The sequence below is a fragment of the Phenylobacterium glaciei genome (assembly GCF_016772415.1).
Taxonomy (GTDB): domain Bacteria; phylum Pseudomonadota; class Alphaproteobacteria; order Caulobacterales; family Caulobacteraceae; genus Phenylobacterium; species Phenylobacterium glaciei.
The window spans coordinates 118,296-133,048 of record NZ_JAGSGD010000001.1 but is presented as its reverse complement, the minus strand read 5'-3'; the positions used below and the strand labels follow the sequence as shown (position 1 = coordinate 133,048).

Annotated in this window: 11 protein-coding genes; 7 read left to right on the top strand and 4 right to left on the bottom strand. The window is 69.3% G+C overall.

Features of this window, described 5'->3' with window-relative positions; all coding sequences use genetic code 11:
• Positions 1 to 56 precede the first annotated feature (56 nt).
• Positions 57 to 722 carry a TonB family protein gene (locus JKL49_RS00610; RefSeq protein ID WP_215337452.1) on the top strand — a complete coding sequence of 222 codons (666 nt, stop codon included), beginning with the start codon at positions 57 to 59 and terminating at the stop codon, positions 720 to 722.
• Here the strand turns inward: JKL49_RS00610 and JKL49_RS00605 are convergent.
• A complete protein-coding gene (locus JKL49_RS00605) occupies positions 719 to 3,115 on the bottom strand; it encodes an FtsK/SpoIIIE family DNA translocase (protein ID WP_215337450.1) in 2,397 nt (798 codons plus the stop codon). The two genes, JKL49_RS00610 and JKL49_RS00605, sit on opposite strands and share 4 nt — an antisense overlap.
• A gap of 149 nt (positions 3,116 to 3,264) precedes the next feature.
• On the opposite strand from JKL49_RS00605, the gene JKL49_RS00600 reads away from it, so the two are divergent.
• Entirely contained in the window at positions 3,265 to 3,687 is a 423-nt protein-coding gene (locus tag JKL49_RS00600; RefSeq protein WP_215337448.1) for a hypothetical protein, read from the top strand.
• Positions 3,688 to 3,727: 40 nt separating this feature from the next.
• Here JKL49_RS00600 and JKL49_RS00595 read toward each other — a convergent pair whose 3' ends face one another.
• Complete coding sequence (locus JKL49_RS00595) at positions 3,728 to 4,636, bottom strand: dienelactone hydrolase family protein (protein ID WP_215337446.1); 909 nt, start codon at positions 4,634 to 4,636, stop codon at positions 3,728 to 3,730.
• 337 nt (positions 4,637 to 4,973) lie between these two features.
• Between JKL49_RS00595 and JKL49_RS00590 the strand changes: the two genes are divergently transcribed.
• Positions 4,974 to 6,863, top strand: coding sequence for a methyl-accepting chemotaxis protein (locus JKL49_RS00590; RefSeq protein ID WP_215337444.1), 1,890 nt, complete (start codon positions 4,974 to 4,976; stop codon positions 6,861 to 6,863).
• Here the strand turns inward: JKL49_RS00590 and JKL49_RS00585 are convergent.
• Positions 6,860 to 7,465 carry an alpha-ketoglutarate-dependent dioxygenase AlkB gene (locus JKL49_RS00585; protein WP_215337442.1) on the bottom strand — a complete coding sequence of 202 codons (606 nt, stop codon included), beginning with the start codon at positions 7,463 to 7,465 and terminating at the stop codon, positions 6,860 to 6,862. The genes JKL49_RS00590 and JKL49_RS00585 overlap by 4 nt on opposite strands.
• Here JKL49_RS00585 and JKL49_RS00580 point away from each other — a divergent pair.
• From JKL49_RS00580 to dnaJ, 3 genes are all read left to right on the top strand, one after another.
• Positions 7,464 to 7,985: a hypothetical protein gene (locus JKL49_RS00580; protein WP_215337440.1), complete on the top strand. Its 522-nt coding sequence runs from the start codon at positions 7,464 to 7,466 to the stop codon at positions 7,983 to 7,985. The two genes, JKL49_RS00585 and JKL49_RS00580, sit on opposite strands and share 2 nt — an antisense overlap.
• 182 nt (positions 7,986 to 8,167) lie before the next feature.
• Positions 8,168 to 10,072, top strand: coding sequence for a molecular chaperone DnaK (dnaK, locus tag JKL49_RS00575; protein ID WP_215337438.1), 1,905 nt, complete (start codon positions 8,168 to 8,170; stop codon positions 10,070 to 10,072).
• Positions 10,073 to 10,240: 168 nt separating this feature from the next.
• Positions 10,241 to 11,392: a molecular chaperone DnaJ gene (gene dnaJ, locus JKL49_RS00570; RefSeq protein ID WP_215337436.1), complete on the top strand. Its 1,152-nt coding sequence runs from the start codon at positions 10,241 to 10,243 to the stop codon at positions 11,390 to 11,392.
• 19 nt (positions 11,393 to 11,411) lie between these two features.
• Here dnaJ and JKL49_RS00565 read toward each other — a convergent pair whose 3' ends face one another.
• Positions 11,412 to 11,933: a GNAT family N-acetyltransferase gene (locus JKL49_RS00565; RefSeq protein ID WP_215337434.1), complete on the bottom strand. Its 522-nt coding sequence runs from the start codon at positions 11,931 to 11,933 to the stop codon at positions 11,412 to 11,414.
• 106 nt (positions 11,934 to 12,039) lie between these two features.
• Between JKL49_RS00565 and mutS the strand changes: the two genes are divergently transcribed.
• A complete protein-coding gene (gene mutS / locus JKL49_RS00560) occupies positions 12,040 to 14,730 on the top strand; it encodes a DNA mismatch repair protein MutS (protein ID WP_215337432.1) in 2,691 nt (896 codons plus the stop codon).
• The last annotated feature ends 23 nt before the right edge of the window (positions 14,731 to 14,753 follow it).

Here is a 14,753-nt window from a genome sequence, read left to right as displayed (position 1 = left end):
GACCTTGGCGCGAGCCAAGGTTCACCCTAGACTTGCATCGGGTTGGGGGACTGACGATGATCCTAGGCATGCTGGCGGCCGCGGCCGTGGCTGGAGCGCCGACGCTGATCACCCAGCCTCTGTGGAAGACCACGCCAAACCTCATCGACTTCATACGGGCCTATCCGGAGAAGCCGAGGCTCGCGCGGATCGGCGGCCGGGCTGTGGTCCAGTGCGGCGTGAAGGCCGACGGCGGCCTGGAAGCCTGCGCGGTGGTGAGCGAGGAGCCTATCGGCCTCGGGTTCGGCGAGGCGGCCCTCAAGCTCGCGGGCGGCATGGTGCTGCATCCCCAGACCCGCGCCGGAGTCGATGTGGCGGGCGGCGTGATCCAGATTCCGATCCGCTTCGCTGCCCCACCCGCGCCTCCGGAGGGGCGGCCGATGGATTCAGCCAATGTGATCCTGAAAAAGCGGCCCACCGGCGAGGACCTGGCGCGCTACTATCCAACTCAGGCCATGCAGGAACGCGTCGAGGGGCTGGCGGTGGCGGTGTGTCGGATCACACCGCAATTCACGCTCACCGGCTGCGTCGTTTCCAAGGAGGAGCCCTATGGATACGGCTTCGGGATGGCGCTGCAGTACCTGACTGACACCTACGAGCTTTCGCCGACGGGCAAGGACGGCGCGCCGATCACGCCCGGCGATATCATGTCCGTCGGCGTGCAGTTTCGGATGGGCCGTTAGGGCGGTGATCCCGCCAGGACTTCGCGCTTTCCGGCGTGGTTGGCGGGGCTGACGACGCCCTCGTTCTCCATCCGCTCGATCAGGGAGGCGGCGCGGTTGTAGCCGATCTGCAGGCGGCGCTGGACGTAGGAGGTCGAGGCCTTCTTGTCGCGGGTGACCACGGCCACGGCGCGGTCGTAGAGATCATCGCCCGAGCCGCCCTCGTCCATCCCGGCGTCGCCGTCGCCATCCTCGTCGTCGGCCCCGGCGGTGACTTCCTCCAGGTATTGCGGCTGGCCCTGTTCGCGCAGGAACTTGGCCACGGCCTCGACCTCGCCGTCGGAGACGAAGGGACCGTGCAGGCGGGTGATGCGGCCGCCGCCGGCCATGTAGAGCATGTCGCCCTGGCCCAGCAGCTGCTCGGCGCCCTGCTCGCCCAGGATAGTGCGGCTGTCGATCTTGGAGGTGACCTGGAAACTGATCCGCGTGGGGAAGTTGGCCTTGATGGTGCCGGTGATGACGTCCACCGAGGGGCGTTGGGTGGCCATCACCAGGTGGATGCCGGCCGCGCGCGCCATCTGCGCCAGGCGCTGGACGGCGCCCTCGACGTCCTTGCCGGCCACCATCATCAGGTCGGCGACCTCGTCGATGATCACCACCAGATAGGGCATGGCCTCGGGATTGATCTTCTCGCTCTCGTAGATCGGGCGTCCGGCGTCGTCGAAGCCGGTCTGCACGGTCCGCTCAAAGTGTTCGCCCTTGGCGGCGGCCTCGCGGGCGCGGTCGTTGTAGGAGGCGACGTTGCGCACCCCGATCTTCGACATCCGCCGATAGCGGTCCTCCATCTCGCGCACGGTCCACTTCAGAGCGACGATGGCCTTCTTGGGATCGGTGACTACGGGCGCCAGCAGGTGGGGGATGCCGTCATAGACGCTGAGCTCCAGCATCTTCGGGTCGATCATGATGAACCGGCACTGCTCGGGCGGCAGGCGGTAGAGGATCGACAGGATCATGGCGTTGACGCCCACCGACTTGCCCGACCCGGTGGTGCCGGCGATCAACAGGTGGGGCATCTTCGACAGGTCGGCGATATAGGGCTCGCCGCCGATGGTCTCCCCCAGCGCCATGGGCAGGGCCGCGCCCGACTTTTCGTACTCGCTGCTGCCCAGCAGGTCGCGCAGGTAGACGGTCTCGCGTCGCGCATTGGGCAGCTCGATGCCGATGGCGTTGCGGCCGGGGACCACGCTGACGCGGCAGGCGGCGACCGACATGGAGCGCGCGATGTCGTCCGACAGGGCCACGACCCGGGCCGACTTCACGCCCGCGGCCGGGACCAGCTCATAGAGGGTGACCACGGGACCGGGGCGAATCTGGTCGATGGCGCCCTTGACCCCGAACTCGGCCAGCACGCTTTCCAGCAGCTGGGCGTTCTGGCGCAGGGCGCCCTCGTCGAACTGGCTGGCCCGCGGCTTGGGCTTGGCCAGCATGGACAGTTCGGGCAGGGCGAAGCCGCCGGTCTTGACGAAGTCGAAGGCGCCCTGGGCCTCGCGCAGCTCGCGGCCGGATTCCTTGGGCGCGGCCTTGGGGATCTTCACCGCCACCGGGGCGGCGAAGGGTTCTGGCGCGGCGGCGGCCGGCATGGGCTCGGGCGCAGGCTCGGGCAGGGGCGCAGCCTTGGGGGCGCCCGGCAGGGAGGATGCAGGGATGCGCTCCTCGGGGGTGGCCTTGGCGTTAGCGCGGCGGGCGACGGAGGGGCGGACGGCCTTGGGCTGCGGCTGGGCCTTGGGCTGCAGGGCGGTGGCCAGCCAGGTGGCGGCGGGGCCAAGGTCCAGGCGGCGCAGGCCCATGGCGTAGCCAAGGCCGCAGGCGGCGCCGAGCGCCAGCAGCAGGGCGGCGATCAGGGTGGATCCCGGCAGGCGGGCGAAGGCCAGCACGCCGGCGACGCCGTGCAGCAGGCTGTCGCCCCAGAACCCGCCCAGGCCCTTGGCCAGGGGCCAGGCGGCGGGCGCCGGGGGGGCCGCTAGCAGGCCGGCCAGGGCCAGCAGGCCCAGGGTCCCGATGGCGGCGCGCAGGCGCACCTGACCTCGGGTCTCGTCGGGCCGCGCCGACACCGCGCGATAGAGCCCGAACAGCACCATCAGCAGGGCCGCGACCCCGGCCGACAGGCCCAGGGACTGGATGCCGATATCGGCGGCGGTGGCGCCGGGACCACCGAGCGCATTGACGGCGCGGAACGGCGAGGCTGCGTTGAGGCTGGGGTCGGCGGCGTTGTAGGTGGCGAGCGCCACGGCGAAGGCCGCGCCGGAGGCCGCGATCAGCCCGCCGCGGAGCCGCGCGGTGGTCGGATGAGTCCAGGCCAGGCCCGCAATGTGCAGCCCCAACTCCAAACCCGTCTTTCGCGCCACCCGCGCCATACACCACGCTCCCATTCTGGAAGTCTCAGTCTATGGGCGTCCGTTGGTTAAGAGGCGTTTACTTCGCCTGCGACCGATCGTGCTTTCTGTGGAGGGCCGCCCCGCAATCCCAATTCCACTTTTCGGCGATCCGCATTAGGACTTGAGCCATGTGGAGCATGCCGCGCAGCGTTTTGAGAGTTGTGGCCGTGATCATCGGCCTGTGCGCCGTGGGCGGCTTTATCCTGGGCGTGCGCGGCGCGCCGGAAAAGGCGCGGCTGCCGGGGGAAGGCCCCGCTGGCGCGGCCCCGGGCGTCCAGCTTCAGGCCACCGACGCCAAGCCCCTCGACGACGCGGCCCTGGCCCCGCCGCCGCCGGTGGTGGTGGAGAAGGTCGAGGAAAAGAAGCCGGAAGCCAAGAAGCCCGCGGCCGACCCCCTCGACCTGGCCGCCGACCAGACACCGCCGGTCGCCGTCGCCAGCGTGACGCCGCCCAAGCCGCCCGCGTCCAAGACCGCGACCCCGCCGGCCGCCGACGACCGCGTTGGCGACCTGCTGGACGGCATCACCCCGGCGGATGATCCGCCGCACTAGATTTTCCGGCCCGCCCCCCGCGACGCAGGGGAGGAAACAGTCAGCCCTCCGCCTTGAACGCCTTCGGCTTCACCCCGTGGGCGGCGAAGTGGGCCAGCATGCGGGCCCAGGCGTCGGCGGCGGCCTTGGCGTCATAGGAGGCCCGGTAGTCGGCGTGGAAGCCGTGCTGGCTGTCGGGATAGACGATGATCTCGCTGCCCTTCTTCTTCGCCGCCTGGAGCGCCGCGCGCATGGTCTCAATGTCGGCCAGGGGGATGCCCGCGTCCTTCCCGGCATAGAGGCCGATCACCGGGGCGTGCAGGTCCCTGGCAAGCTGGATCGGCCATTGGCGGCCGGGCTCGCCCAGGAAGTCGCCGGGATTGGGGGCCGAGAGCCGCCCGTACCAGGCCGCGCCGGCCTTGAAGTCCTTGAACCGTTCGCAGGCGAGCCAGGCCACGGCGCCGCCCCAGCAGAAGCCGGTGATCCCCATGTGACCCTTGTCGGCGTACTTCTGCCCCTTGAGGAACCTCAGGGTGGCCTCGAGGTCGCTGGTAACTTGGCTGTCGCTGGCGGTGGCGACGATGCGGCGGATTTCGGTGAAGTCGCTGATCTTCGACGGATCGCCGGCGCGGACGAAGAAGTCCGGCGCGATCGCCACATAACCTAGGCGGGCCAACCGGCGGCACGTGTCGCGGATGTATTCGTGCACCCCGAACACCTCGCAGACCACCACCACCACCGGGAAGCGGCCCTTGGCGGCGGGGCGGGCGACGAAGGCGGGGATGGCGCGGTCGCTGGCCGCCACCTGCACGGTCTCGGTGACCAGGCCGTCGGCGGAGGTGGTGATGGGCTCGGCGGCGGCCGACAGCGCATAGACCGCGTAGCCGCCGAACACCGCGCCGGCCAGGGCGCGGCGCGACAGGTTGAGATCCGAGGCCAAGGTCCCCTCGGGACGGGTCAGGGTGATCATGGACGGCGCGCCTCCCAAGCTGCGATGCGACGCCAATTAGGGGGCCTCCGGGGTGGGAGTCAAAGGCAGGGGCGTCGCGGCCCGACCGGCGCCGCCCGGATGGCCTCAATGTCGACTGCCCGACCCCCTTTGATGTAGATCAGACCAAGGTGTCGAGATCCCGCAGTCAGATCTCCCCAGATAAAAACCCTACCCGATCCGGGTATAAGGCCTACTCGATCCGAGTACAGGTGGGGAAATGCCATAGAGTGGTTGCAGAAAACACGATCGATTAACTTGGCGAACCATATTCTGGCTGCACTCAGCGGGCCCAGCCCCGCGTGCTCAGGACACGCAAATGAATATCCGCATCGCCCAGGCGACCCGCGCCTTCGGAATCTTCATCATCCTGGGAGTGCTCCTGCTGGTGGGGGTCTCCTGGCTGACCACCAACCAGATACGGATCGGCAGCGACCTCTATCAAAACATCAAGCGGCATCAGGACCTCACCGCCGATATCCTGCCCCCGCCGCTGTTCCTGGTGGAGTCGCATCTGGTCTCCATGGAGATTCGCGACCCCGCCACCCTGGCCGTGCAAAAGCCCCGCCTCGACGTGCTTCGCGGTGACTACGAGCGGCGGATGGCCTACTGGCGGAGCCAGCCCCTGTCGCCGGAGCTGAAAAATCTTCTGACCTCGCGCCTCGATCCCACGGCGAAGGCGTTCTGGGCCCTGATCGACACCCAGCTCTATCCCGCCGCCGCAGTCAGTGACGCCGCGGCCCTCAGCTCGGCGGAAACCGCCATCGACGGCGCCTATGCCAACCATCGCGCGGCGGTGGAAGAGATTGTTCCAGTGCTGGCGGCCCAGGCCGCCGCCGATGAGCGGGCCGCGGCGCGCGCCGCCACCCTGGGCCAATACCTGTTGCTGGGGACCGGCCTGCTGGTGGGTCTGACCTCCGCCCTGGCTCTGAACTGGCTTCGCCGTCGGACCGTCACCCCGATCGAGGGAATTTCCCGTTACATGGCCGAGCTGGCCGGGGGCCACTATGAAAACGTCGTGCCCTTCGCCCAGCGCCAGGACGAGATCGGGGACATGGCCCGCTCGGTCGAGGTGTTCCGGGAGGCCGCCGTCGAGCGCCGGACAGCGCGCGAGGATCAGGAGATCGCCCGCGCCAAGGCCGAGTCCGAGCGCGGCGAGCGGGAGGCGGGTCGTCGCCAGGCCGAAAACGAGCGGATCGACGTGGTGCGCCGCCTGGCGCACGGCCTCTCCAGCGTCGCCGAGGGCCAGCTCTCGGCCCGTATTCCCGACCCCTTCCCGGCCGAGTACGAACAACTGCGCCAGGACTTCAACGCCGCCGTCGTGGCGCTGGACAATGTGGTGGGCGCCATCGGCTCCTCCATCTCCAGCGTCGATGTGGGCGCCAATGAGATCGCCGGCGCCGCCGACGACCTGTCGCGGCGCACCGAACAGCAGGCCGCCAGCCTGGAGGAAACCGCCGCGGCCCTGGATCAGCTCACCGCCACGGTCCGCCAGACCGCGAGCGGGGCCAAGGAGGCCCGCCAGTTCGTGACCAGCGCCCGCGATGGCGCTCGGCAGTCGGGGGATGTGGTCCGGCAGGCCGTGGAGGCCATGGCCCAGATCGAGCAGTCCTCCACCCAGATCAGCCAGATCATCGGGGTGATCGATGAGATCGCCTTCCAGACCAACCTGCTGGCCCTGAACGCCGGGGTCGAGGCCGCCCGGGCCGGGGAAGCCGGTCGCGGCTTCGCCGTGGTGGCCTCCGAGGTCCGGGCGCTCGCCCAACGCTCGGCCGACGCCGCCAAGGAGATCAAGGCCCTGATCAGCGCCTCCACCGCCCAGGTGGGGGCCGGGGTGGCCCTGGTGGACAAGACCGGGGTGGCGCTCGGCGGCATCATGGAGCAGGTGGCGCGGATCGATGATCTGGTGGGGGGCATCGCCGCCTCCGCCCAGGAGCAGTCCATCGGGTTGTCGGAGGTCAATATCGCCGTCAATCAGATGGACCAGATGACCCAGCAGAACGCCGCCATGGTCGAACAGACCACCGCGGCGGCCCACGCCATGCGCGGCAACGCCGGCGAACTTGCCGACCAGGTGCGGCGCTTCAAGACCAGCGCCCAGGCGCCGGCCCGCGCGCCGGCCAAGCCCGTGGCCCAGCTCCGCACGGTGGGCGGCCGCACCGCCGCCGCCGCGCCGTCCGCCACCCCGGAAGGCTGGGAAGAGTTTTAGGCGGCTCGCCGGAGTGTCAGGTTGATCCGTCCGCCACCGGGGATCAGGCGCGAAGACCCGGCGAGGATGCGATCGACGCCGTGATGGAACAGCCGGGCCTCCCCGGCCAGCAGGCAGACATCGCCGGAGCTCAACCGCATCGAGCGTGTGGGGTCCGTCCGCTTCGGCCCCCCCAGCCGGAAGACGGCGGTATCGCCCAGGGAGACCGACAGCACCGGAAAGCTGAAATCGGCCTCGTCCTTGTCCTGATGCAGGCCCATGCGGGCTTCGTGCCGGTAGAGGTTGACCAGGCAGGCGTCGGGCGGGGTCTTCGGGTCAGCCAGGTCCGCCCATAGGTCCAGCAAGGTCTGGGGGATGGCGGGCCAGGGCTGTCCCGTCTGCGGATGCTCAGCCTGGTAGCGATAGCCCCGCGCATCGGTGAACCACCCCAGCGGCCCGAAATTGGTGGTCTCCACGCTCATGGCCTTCCCGCCGGGGGTGATCGGCCTGTAGAGCGGCGCGGTTTGGCTGAGCGCCAGCACCTCGGCGACCAGGGAAGCCTGCGCCTCGGGGGTCAGCTTGCCTGGCCAGAGCCGAAAGCCTGTGGTCGTCGAAACGGTCATGACCCGCCATATAGGCCTGATGAGCGATCCCGCATCCATGGCGCCTGGCGCTTTCCGGACCTTGACCGCCGGAGAGCGGGGCCTGGCCGCCGAGATCTTCGGTGAGGCCCTGGATGGCGCCGGGGTCTGGATCTTCGCCATCCCGCTGTGGCGCCGCGCCTTCGTGCCGGGCGGGCGGCTGATCGTGTGGCCGGCGGCCCAGGCCCTGGCCGATTTCAGCCTCGCCCCGCTGGCCGTGCAGAGCGTCTTCGTCCACGAGCTGACCCACGTCTGGCAGGCCCAGTCTGGGGTCAATCTGCTGGCCGCCAAGCTGCGGGCTGGGGATGGGCCCGCCGCCTATGCCTACGATCTCTCGGAAACCTGCGATTTCTCAATGTTGAATATCGAGCAGCAGGCCATGGTCGTGCAGCACGCATTCCTGGCCGCGCGCGGCGGTTCCGCGCCCTTTGACGGTGAAGCTTATGCAAGGATTTTAGGGACTTGGCCCGTGGCAGGCGCCACAAGACCCCGCACACTTTAAGGGCATTCGCCCTTGCGGGGACGCTGCGCCATCCCATATCGCGACTCGACGGCGGTTTGCGCACAGGCTAACCGCCCGAGACCCTGATCGAACCGGGGACGGTGACAAAAGAAGTCGGGCGCTTGGAAACGAGGCCCCTTAAGCACCGTCCGCCACTAGTGGAGCGAGCAAGAGACTCGAACATGAGCAAGATTATTGGCATCGACCTCGGCACGACGAATTCGTGTGTTGCGATCATGGACGGCAAGCTGCCGAAAGTGATCGAGAACGCCGAAGGCGCGCGGACTACGCCTTCCGTGGTGGCCTTCCTGGAAGACGGGGAGCGCCTTGTCGGCCAGCCCGCCAAGCGCCAGGCCGTCACCAACCCCACCAACACTGTCTTTGCGGTCAAGCGTCTGATCGGTCGTCACAACGACGATCCGCTGGTCGAAAAAGACAAGAAGATGGTGCCCTACGAGATCGTAAAGGGCCCCAACGGCGACGCCTGGATCCGCGCCCAGGACAAGGACTATTCGCCCCAGCAGATCTCCGCCTTCATCCTGGGCAAGATCAAGGAAGACGCCGAGCGTCACCTGGGCGAGAAGGTCGAGAAGGCGGTCATCACCGTCCCGGCCTATTTCAACGACGCCCAGCGCCAGGCCACCAAGGACGCCGGCCGCATCGCCGGTCTTGAAGTCCTGCGCATCATCAACGAACCCACCGCCGCGGCGCTCGCCTACGGGCTTGAGAAGAATGACGGCAAGAAGATCGTGGTCTACGACCTCGGCGGCGGCACCTTCGACGTGTCGATCCTCGAGATCGGCGACGGCGTCTTTGAGGTGAAGGCCACCAACGGGGACACCTTCCTCGGCGGTGAGGACTTCGACCTGCGGATCGTCGACTACCTGGCCGACGAGTTCAAGAAAGAGACCTCCGTCGACCTCCGGAAGGACAAGCTGGCCCTCCAGCGTCTGAAGGAAGAAGGCGAGAAGGCCAAGAAGGAGCTGTCGACCACCACGCAGTACGAGGTGAACCTGCCCTTCATCTCGATGAACGCCTCGGGTCCGCTGCACCTCAACATCAAGCTGTCGCGCGCCAAGCTGGAAGCCCTGGTCGAGGACCTGATCGCCAAGACGGTCGGCCCCTGCGAGATGGCCCTCAAGGACGCCGGCCTGAAGAAGTCCGACATCGACGAAGTGATCCTGGTCGGCGGCATGACCCGCATGCCCCGGGTCGTGGAGACGGTGAAGGAGTTCTTCGGCCGTGAGCCCCACAAGGGCGTTAACCCGGACGAAGTCGTGGCGCTGGGCGCCGCGGTGCAGGCCGGGGTTCTGCAGGGCGACGTCAAGGACGTGCTGCTGCTGGACGTCACGCCTCTGACGCTGGGCATCGAGACCCTGGGCGGGGTGTTCACCCCGCTGATCGAGCGCAACACCACCATCCCCACCAAGCGTTCGCAGACCTTCTCGACCGCCGACGACAACCAGTCTGCCGTGACCATCCGGGTGTTCCAGGGCGAGCGGCCCATGGCGCACGACAACAAGATGCTGGGTCAGTTCGACCTGGTGGGGATCCCCCCGGCGCCGCGCGGCGTGCCGCAGGTCGAGGTGACCTTCGACATCGACGCCAACGGCATCGTCAACGTCTCGGCCCGCGACAAGGCGACCGCCAAGGAGCAGTCGATCCGCATCCAGGCCAATGGCGGGCTGTCGGACGCCGACATCGAAAAGATGGTCCGCGAAGCCGAGAGCAACAAGGCCGACGACGACAAGCGCAAGGCCCTGGTGGAATCCAAGAACCAGGCCGAGGCGGTGGTGCATTCCACCGAGAAGGCCATGGCCGAGCACGGCGACAAGATCGCTGGGCCCGACAAGGACGCCATCGAGACGGCCCTGGCCGACCTGAAGTCCGCCCTGGAGGGTGACGACGCCGAAGGCATCGCCACCAAGACCCAGACGCTGATCCAGGCCTCGATGAAGCTCGGTGAAGCCATGTACGCCGCCCAGCAGGGCGGTGAGGGCGATCAGCCTGAAGCCTCGACCGACGACGACGTTGTCGACGCCGAATTCGAGGAAGTCAGCGACGACGAGCCCAAGAAGTCCGCGTGACCTTGCGCCCCAGGGCGGTTTCTCGCAGCTTTCGCGAGGGATCGCCCTGGGGTTTCGCACATCTGCGGGCGAACCCTCTCTCTGACCGGCGCGACTGGCGTAAGCCTTGCAGCCGGGGCAGGGTGTTCCCACCTCAGTTTAAGATCAATTTGAACGCCTGATGATTTGATGCGGGACTATTACGAGATTCTGGGCGTGAGCCGCGGCTGCGACGAAGCCGCGCTGAAGTCGTCCTTCCGCAAGCTGGCCATGGAGCACCACCCCGACCGCAATGGCGGTTGCGAGGAGGCCGAGGGCCGCTTCAAGGAAATCAACGAAGCCTACTCGATCCTGTCGGATCCCCAGAAGCGAGCGCGCTACGACCAGTTCGGCCATGCCGGGGTCAATGGCGGCGGTGGCGGCGGGCCTGGCAGTGGCCAGTTCCACGACGTGAACGACATCTTCAATGAGGTGTTCGGCGACGTCTTCGGCGACATGTTCGGCGGGCGCCGCCAGCGTGGCGGTCCGGCCCGCGGGCAGGACCTGCGCTACGATCTCGAGATCAGCCTTGAGCAGGCCTATGCCGGCTCGGAGGTGGAGATCGTGGTCCCCGCCTCCATCCAGTGCGAGGCCTGCGACGGCTCGGGCGCCAAGCCCGGCACCAGTCCCACGGTCTGCGGAACTTGCGGCGGGGCCGGCCGGGTCCGCGCCAGCCAGGGCTTCTTCTCCGTCGAACGCGCCTGCCCCCGCTGCGGCGGCTCGGGCCAACTGATCCTGGACCCCTGTGTCGAGTGCCGTGGCCACGGCCAGCTGCGCAAGGAACGCACCCTGCAGGTCCGCATCCCGGCCGGCGTCGATGATGGCGCGCGTATAAGACTTGCGGGAGAAGGGGACGCTGGGGCAAGGGGCGGCCCGCGCGGCGACCTCTACATCTTCCTGTCGGTGAAGCCGCACGAGCTGTTTGACCGCGACGGCCTGGACCTGCTCTGCACCGTGCCGGTGCCGATGACGGTAGCGGCCCTGGGCGGCGACATCGAGGCCCCCTGTCTGATGGGCGGCGAGAACTGCGACGGCGCCTGCAAGATCGAGGTCAAGGTGCCGGAAGGCTCCCAGACCGGCCGCACCGTGCGCCTGAAGGGCCGCGGCATGCCCTCCCTGCGCTCCCGCGAGCGCGGCGACCTGATCGTCGAACTGTTCGTCGAGACCCCGACCCGCCTCAGCGCCCGTCAAAAGGAACTGATGCGCGAACTGTCGGACCTCTGCGGCGAGCAGCAGCACCCCAAGTCCGCCAGCTTCATCGGCAAGGCCAAGCGCTTCTGGGAAGAGGTGACGGGGGTCTAGCTCTCGTCCGCCGCAAGGATTAGCGGGTCAAGACGCCGATGTCAGCCCAGCGGTAGCTGACCTCGTACATCAGGCCGCCGGGTCCCGGCTCCTTGCGGGGCGCGTCAGCCTCGCCGCCCAGGTGTTCGTAGAAGCCGCGGGCCGGAATGTTGTCGCGCAGGACCGAGATCATCAGGGATTTCGCCCCCTGGTCGGCGAAGACCCGGGCCGCCGCCGTCAACAGGCGCCGTCCCAGGTCGTAACCCTGATGCGGGCGCAGGACATAGAGGGTAGTGACCTCCGCCTCGCCGGCCACCCGGGTGCGCGATGGGCCGCCGGCCAGGTAGCCGACGAGGCCGTGACGGTCGGCGGCGGCCAGGGTGATCTCATGCTCGGAGGGCGTGACCAGGGACTTGGAAAACCGCCGGGCGTTCACCGGCACGCTCATGCGGTCCAGGAAACTGTCGGGCAGCAGGCCGCGATAGGTCTCACGCCAGGAGGTCACGTGGACCTGGGCCAGGGCCTGCGCGTCGTCGGGGCCGGCGGGGAAGATGACGTGCATGGGGTGACCTCCCGAACTTAACCACAGCTTGGACCTCGTGCGGCTTTGTTCAAGAGGCCCGTGGGGATGACGTGAGCGGCGGGCGCCGTTAACCTCTGACCCAAGCATGAACGCCCAGATCCCCACCCCCGCTGACGCGGCCGCCGGCGCCACCCCGGTGATGATGCAGTATTTCGAGGCCAAGGCCCGTCAGCCCGACGCCCTGGTGTTCTTCCGCATGGGCGACTTCTACGAGCTGTTCTTCGAGGACGCCGAGAAGGCGGCCGCCGCGCTCGGCATCACGCTCACCGCGCGGGGCAATCACGGCGGCGCGCCGATCCCCATGTGCGGGGTGCCGGTCCATGCCGCCGAGGCCTATCTGGCCAAGCTGATCCGCTCAGGCTTCAAGGTCGCCGTCTGCGAGCAGATGGAAGACCCTGCCGAGGCCCGCAAGCGGGGCTCGAAATCCATCGTGCGACGCGACGTGGTCCGGGTGGTGACGCCGGGCACGCTGACCGAGGACGGCCTGCTGGACGCGCGCGGCGCCAATCGGTTGGCCGCCGTCGCTGTGCGGGCTGGGGCCGCGGCCGTGGCCAGCGTCGAGCTTTCCACCGGCGAGGTTGAGTGCTGGGCGGTGGTCCGCGAGAACCTGGCCTCGGCCCTGGCGGCGCTTGGCCCGTCGGAAATCCTGGTCCCCGACCGGCTGTTCGCCGACGAGGGCATGAACACCGCCCTGCGCAGCGCCGGTGGGGTGGTGCAGCCCATGCCCTCGGCCCTGGCCGAACCCGCCGCCTCCGAGGCCCGCCTGAAGCGGCTCTACGGCGTCGACACCCTGGACGGCTTCGGGCCGCTGTCGGGGGCGGAGATCTCCGCGCTGGGCCTGATCGCCGCCCACCTGGAAACCACCCAGGCCGGTCGTCTGCCGGCCCTGACCGCCCCGCGAAGAGCCGGCGAGGCCGACGTCATGGCCATCGACCCGGCCACCCGGACCAGCCTGGAGATCGAGAAGAGCCTGTCGGGCTCCCGCGAAGGCTCCCTGCTGGGCGCCATCGACCGGACCATCACCGCGCCGGGCGCCCGCATGCTGGCCGCGCGGCTGGCCCGGCCGCTGCTGGACCCGGCCGCCATTGAGGTACGCCTCGACGCCGTCGGCTGGTTCGTGGAGCGCCGTCCCCTGCGCCAGAAGCTGCGGGAGGACCTGAAGGGGCTGGGGGATATGGCCCGGGCCCTGTCGCGCCTGGCGCTCGGCCGAGGCGGTCCCCGCGACCTGGGCTGCCTGCGAGACGGCCTGGCCCGGGGCGAGGCCATCGCCGGCCTGTTCGCGGGCGCCCCGGCCCCGCTCGACCCGCCGCCGCCATCGGAGGTGGAGAGTGCGCTCTCCGTTCTGCACGCCTTCGACCACTATGAGCTCGGCGCCTTCCGCCAGATGCTGGCCGACGGGCTGGGGACCGAACTTCCGGCCCAGGCCCGCGATGGCGGCTTCGTGGCCGCCGGGGTCCGGCCCGAACTCGACCAGGCCCGCGCCCTGCGCGACGACAGCCGCCGGGTGATCCTGCAGCTGGAGGCGCAGCTGCTGGCTGATAGCGGCGTGGCCCTGAAGATCCGCCACAACGCCGTGCTGGGCTATTTCGTCGAGTGCACCGCCAAGGCCGCCGAGCCGCTGATGGCGCCGCCGCTGAACGCCACCTTCATCCACCGCCAGACCCTGGCCAACCAGGTCCGCTTCACCACCGTGGAGCTGGCCGAGCTGGACGCCAGGATCGCCCAGGCCGCCGAACGGGCGCTGGCGATCGAGGTGGCCACCTTCGAAGCCTGGCGTGAGGCCGCCATCGGAGTCGCCGCCGCCATCCAGGCCGCCGCCGAGGGGGCCGCCCGCCTCGACGTCGCCGCAGGCCTGGCCGAATGGGCCGACGATGTGGGCGGGACCCGGCCGATCCTGGACCGCTCCACCGCCTTCGAAGCCGAGGCCGCCCGACACCCGGTGGTGGAGGCCGCCGTCAAGCGCAGCGGCCAGCCCTTCACCCCCAACGACTGCCGCCTCGACGGCGCCGGCGCCGTGGGGCCGCGCCTGGCCCTGGTGACCGGGCCGAACATGGCCGGCAAGTCCACCTTCCTGCGCCAGAACGCCCTGCTCGCCGTCCTGGCCCAGGCCGGCTGTTATGTGCCCGCCAAGCGCCTGCGCCTTGGCGTCGTCGACCGGCTGTTCAGCCGGGTCGGCGCGGGCGATGACCTGGCCCGGGGCCGCTCGACCTTCATGGCTGAGATGGTGGAGACCGCCGCCATCCTGACCCAGGCCACCCCACGCTCCCTGGTCATCCTCGACGAGATCGGCCGGGGAACGGCCACCTATGACGGCCTGGCCATCGCCTGGGCCTGCGCCGAGGCCCTGCACGAGACCAACCGCTGCCGGGGCCTGTTCGCCACCCACTATCACGAGCTGGCGGTGCTGGAGGGCAGGCTGGCCCACGTCGCCAACCTGTCCCTGAAGGCCAAGGAGTGGAACGGCGACCTGATCTTCCTGCACGAGGCCGGTCCCGGCCCCGCCGACCGCTCCTATGGCGTCCAGGTGGCCAAGCTGGCCGGTGTGCCCGCCCCCGTGGTGATCCGCGCCCGCGAGGTGCTGGAGCGCCTGGAGCGCGAGACCGGCGCGCCCGCGCATCTCGACGACCTGCCCCTGTTCGCCGTCACGGCCCCCGGGGTCGCGGAACGCTCCGGTCCCAGCGCGGTGGATGCGGCGGTCGCCGAACTCGACCCCGACAGCATGAGCCCGCGCGAGGCCATGGCGGCCCTCTACCGGCTCAAGGGATTGCTCAACTGACCCAGGCCCAACCCCCACATCGC

Excerpts from the sequence above, each read along its gene's own strand:
- dnaJ (WP_215337436.1), top strand. The coding sequence starts at position 10,241 with ATGCGGGACTATTACGAGATTCTGGGCGTGAGCCGCGGCTGCGACGAA.
- JKL49_RS00565 (WP_215337434.1), bottom strand. The coding sequence starts at position 11,933 with ATGCACGTCATCTTCCCCGCCGGCCCCGACGACGCGCAGGCCCTGGCC.
- JKL49_RS00595 (WP_215337446.1), bottom strand. The coding sequence starts at position 4,636 with ATGATCACCCTGACCCGTCCCGAGGGGACCTTGGCCTCGGATCTCAAC.
- dnaK (WP_215337438.1), top strand. The coding sequence starts at position 8,168 with ATGAGCAAGATTATTGGCATCGACCTCGGCACGACGAATTCGTGTGTT.
- JKL49_RS00585 (WP_215337442.1), bottom strand. The coding sequence starts at position 7,465 with ATGACCGTTTCGACGACCACAGGCTTTCGGCTCTGGCCAGGCAAGCTG.
- JKL49_RS00600 (WP_215337448.1), top strand. The coding sequence starts at position 3,265 with ATGTGGAGCATGCCGCGCAGCGTTTTGAGAGTTGTGGCCGTGATCATC.
- JKL49_RS00610 (WP_215337452.1), top strand. The coding sequence starts at position 57 with ATGATCCTAGGCATGCTGGCGGCCGCGGCCGTGGCTGGAGCGCCGACG.
- mutS (WP_215337432.1), top strand. The coding sequence starts at position 12,040 with ATGAACGCCCAGATCCCCACCCCCGCTGACGCGGCCGCCGGCGCCACC.
- JKL49_RS00580 (WP_215337440.1), top strand. The coding sequence starts at position 7,464 with ATGACCCGCCATATAGGCCTGATGAGCGATCCCGCATCCATGGCGCCT.
- JKL49_RS00605 (WP_215337450.1), bottom strand. The coding sequence starts at position 3,115 with ATGGCGCGGGTGGCGCGAAAGACGGGTTTGGAGTTGGGGCTGCACATT.
- JKL49_RS00590 (WP_215337444.1), top strand. The coding sequence starts at position 4,974 with ATGAATATCCGCATCGCCCAGGCGACCCGCGCCTTCGGAATCTTCATC.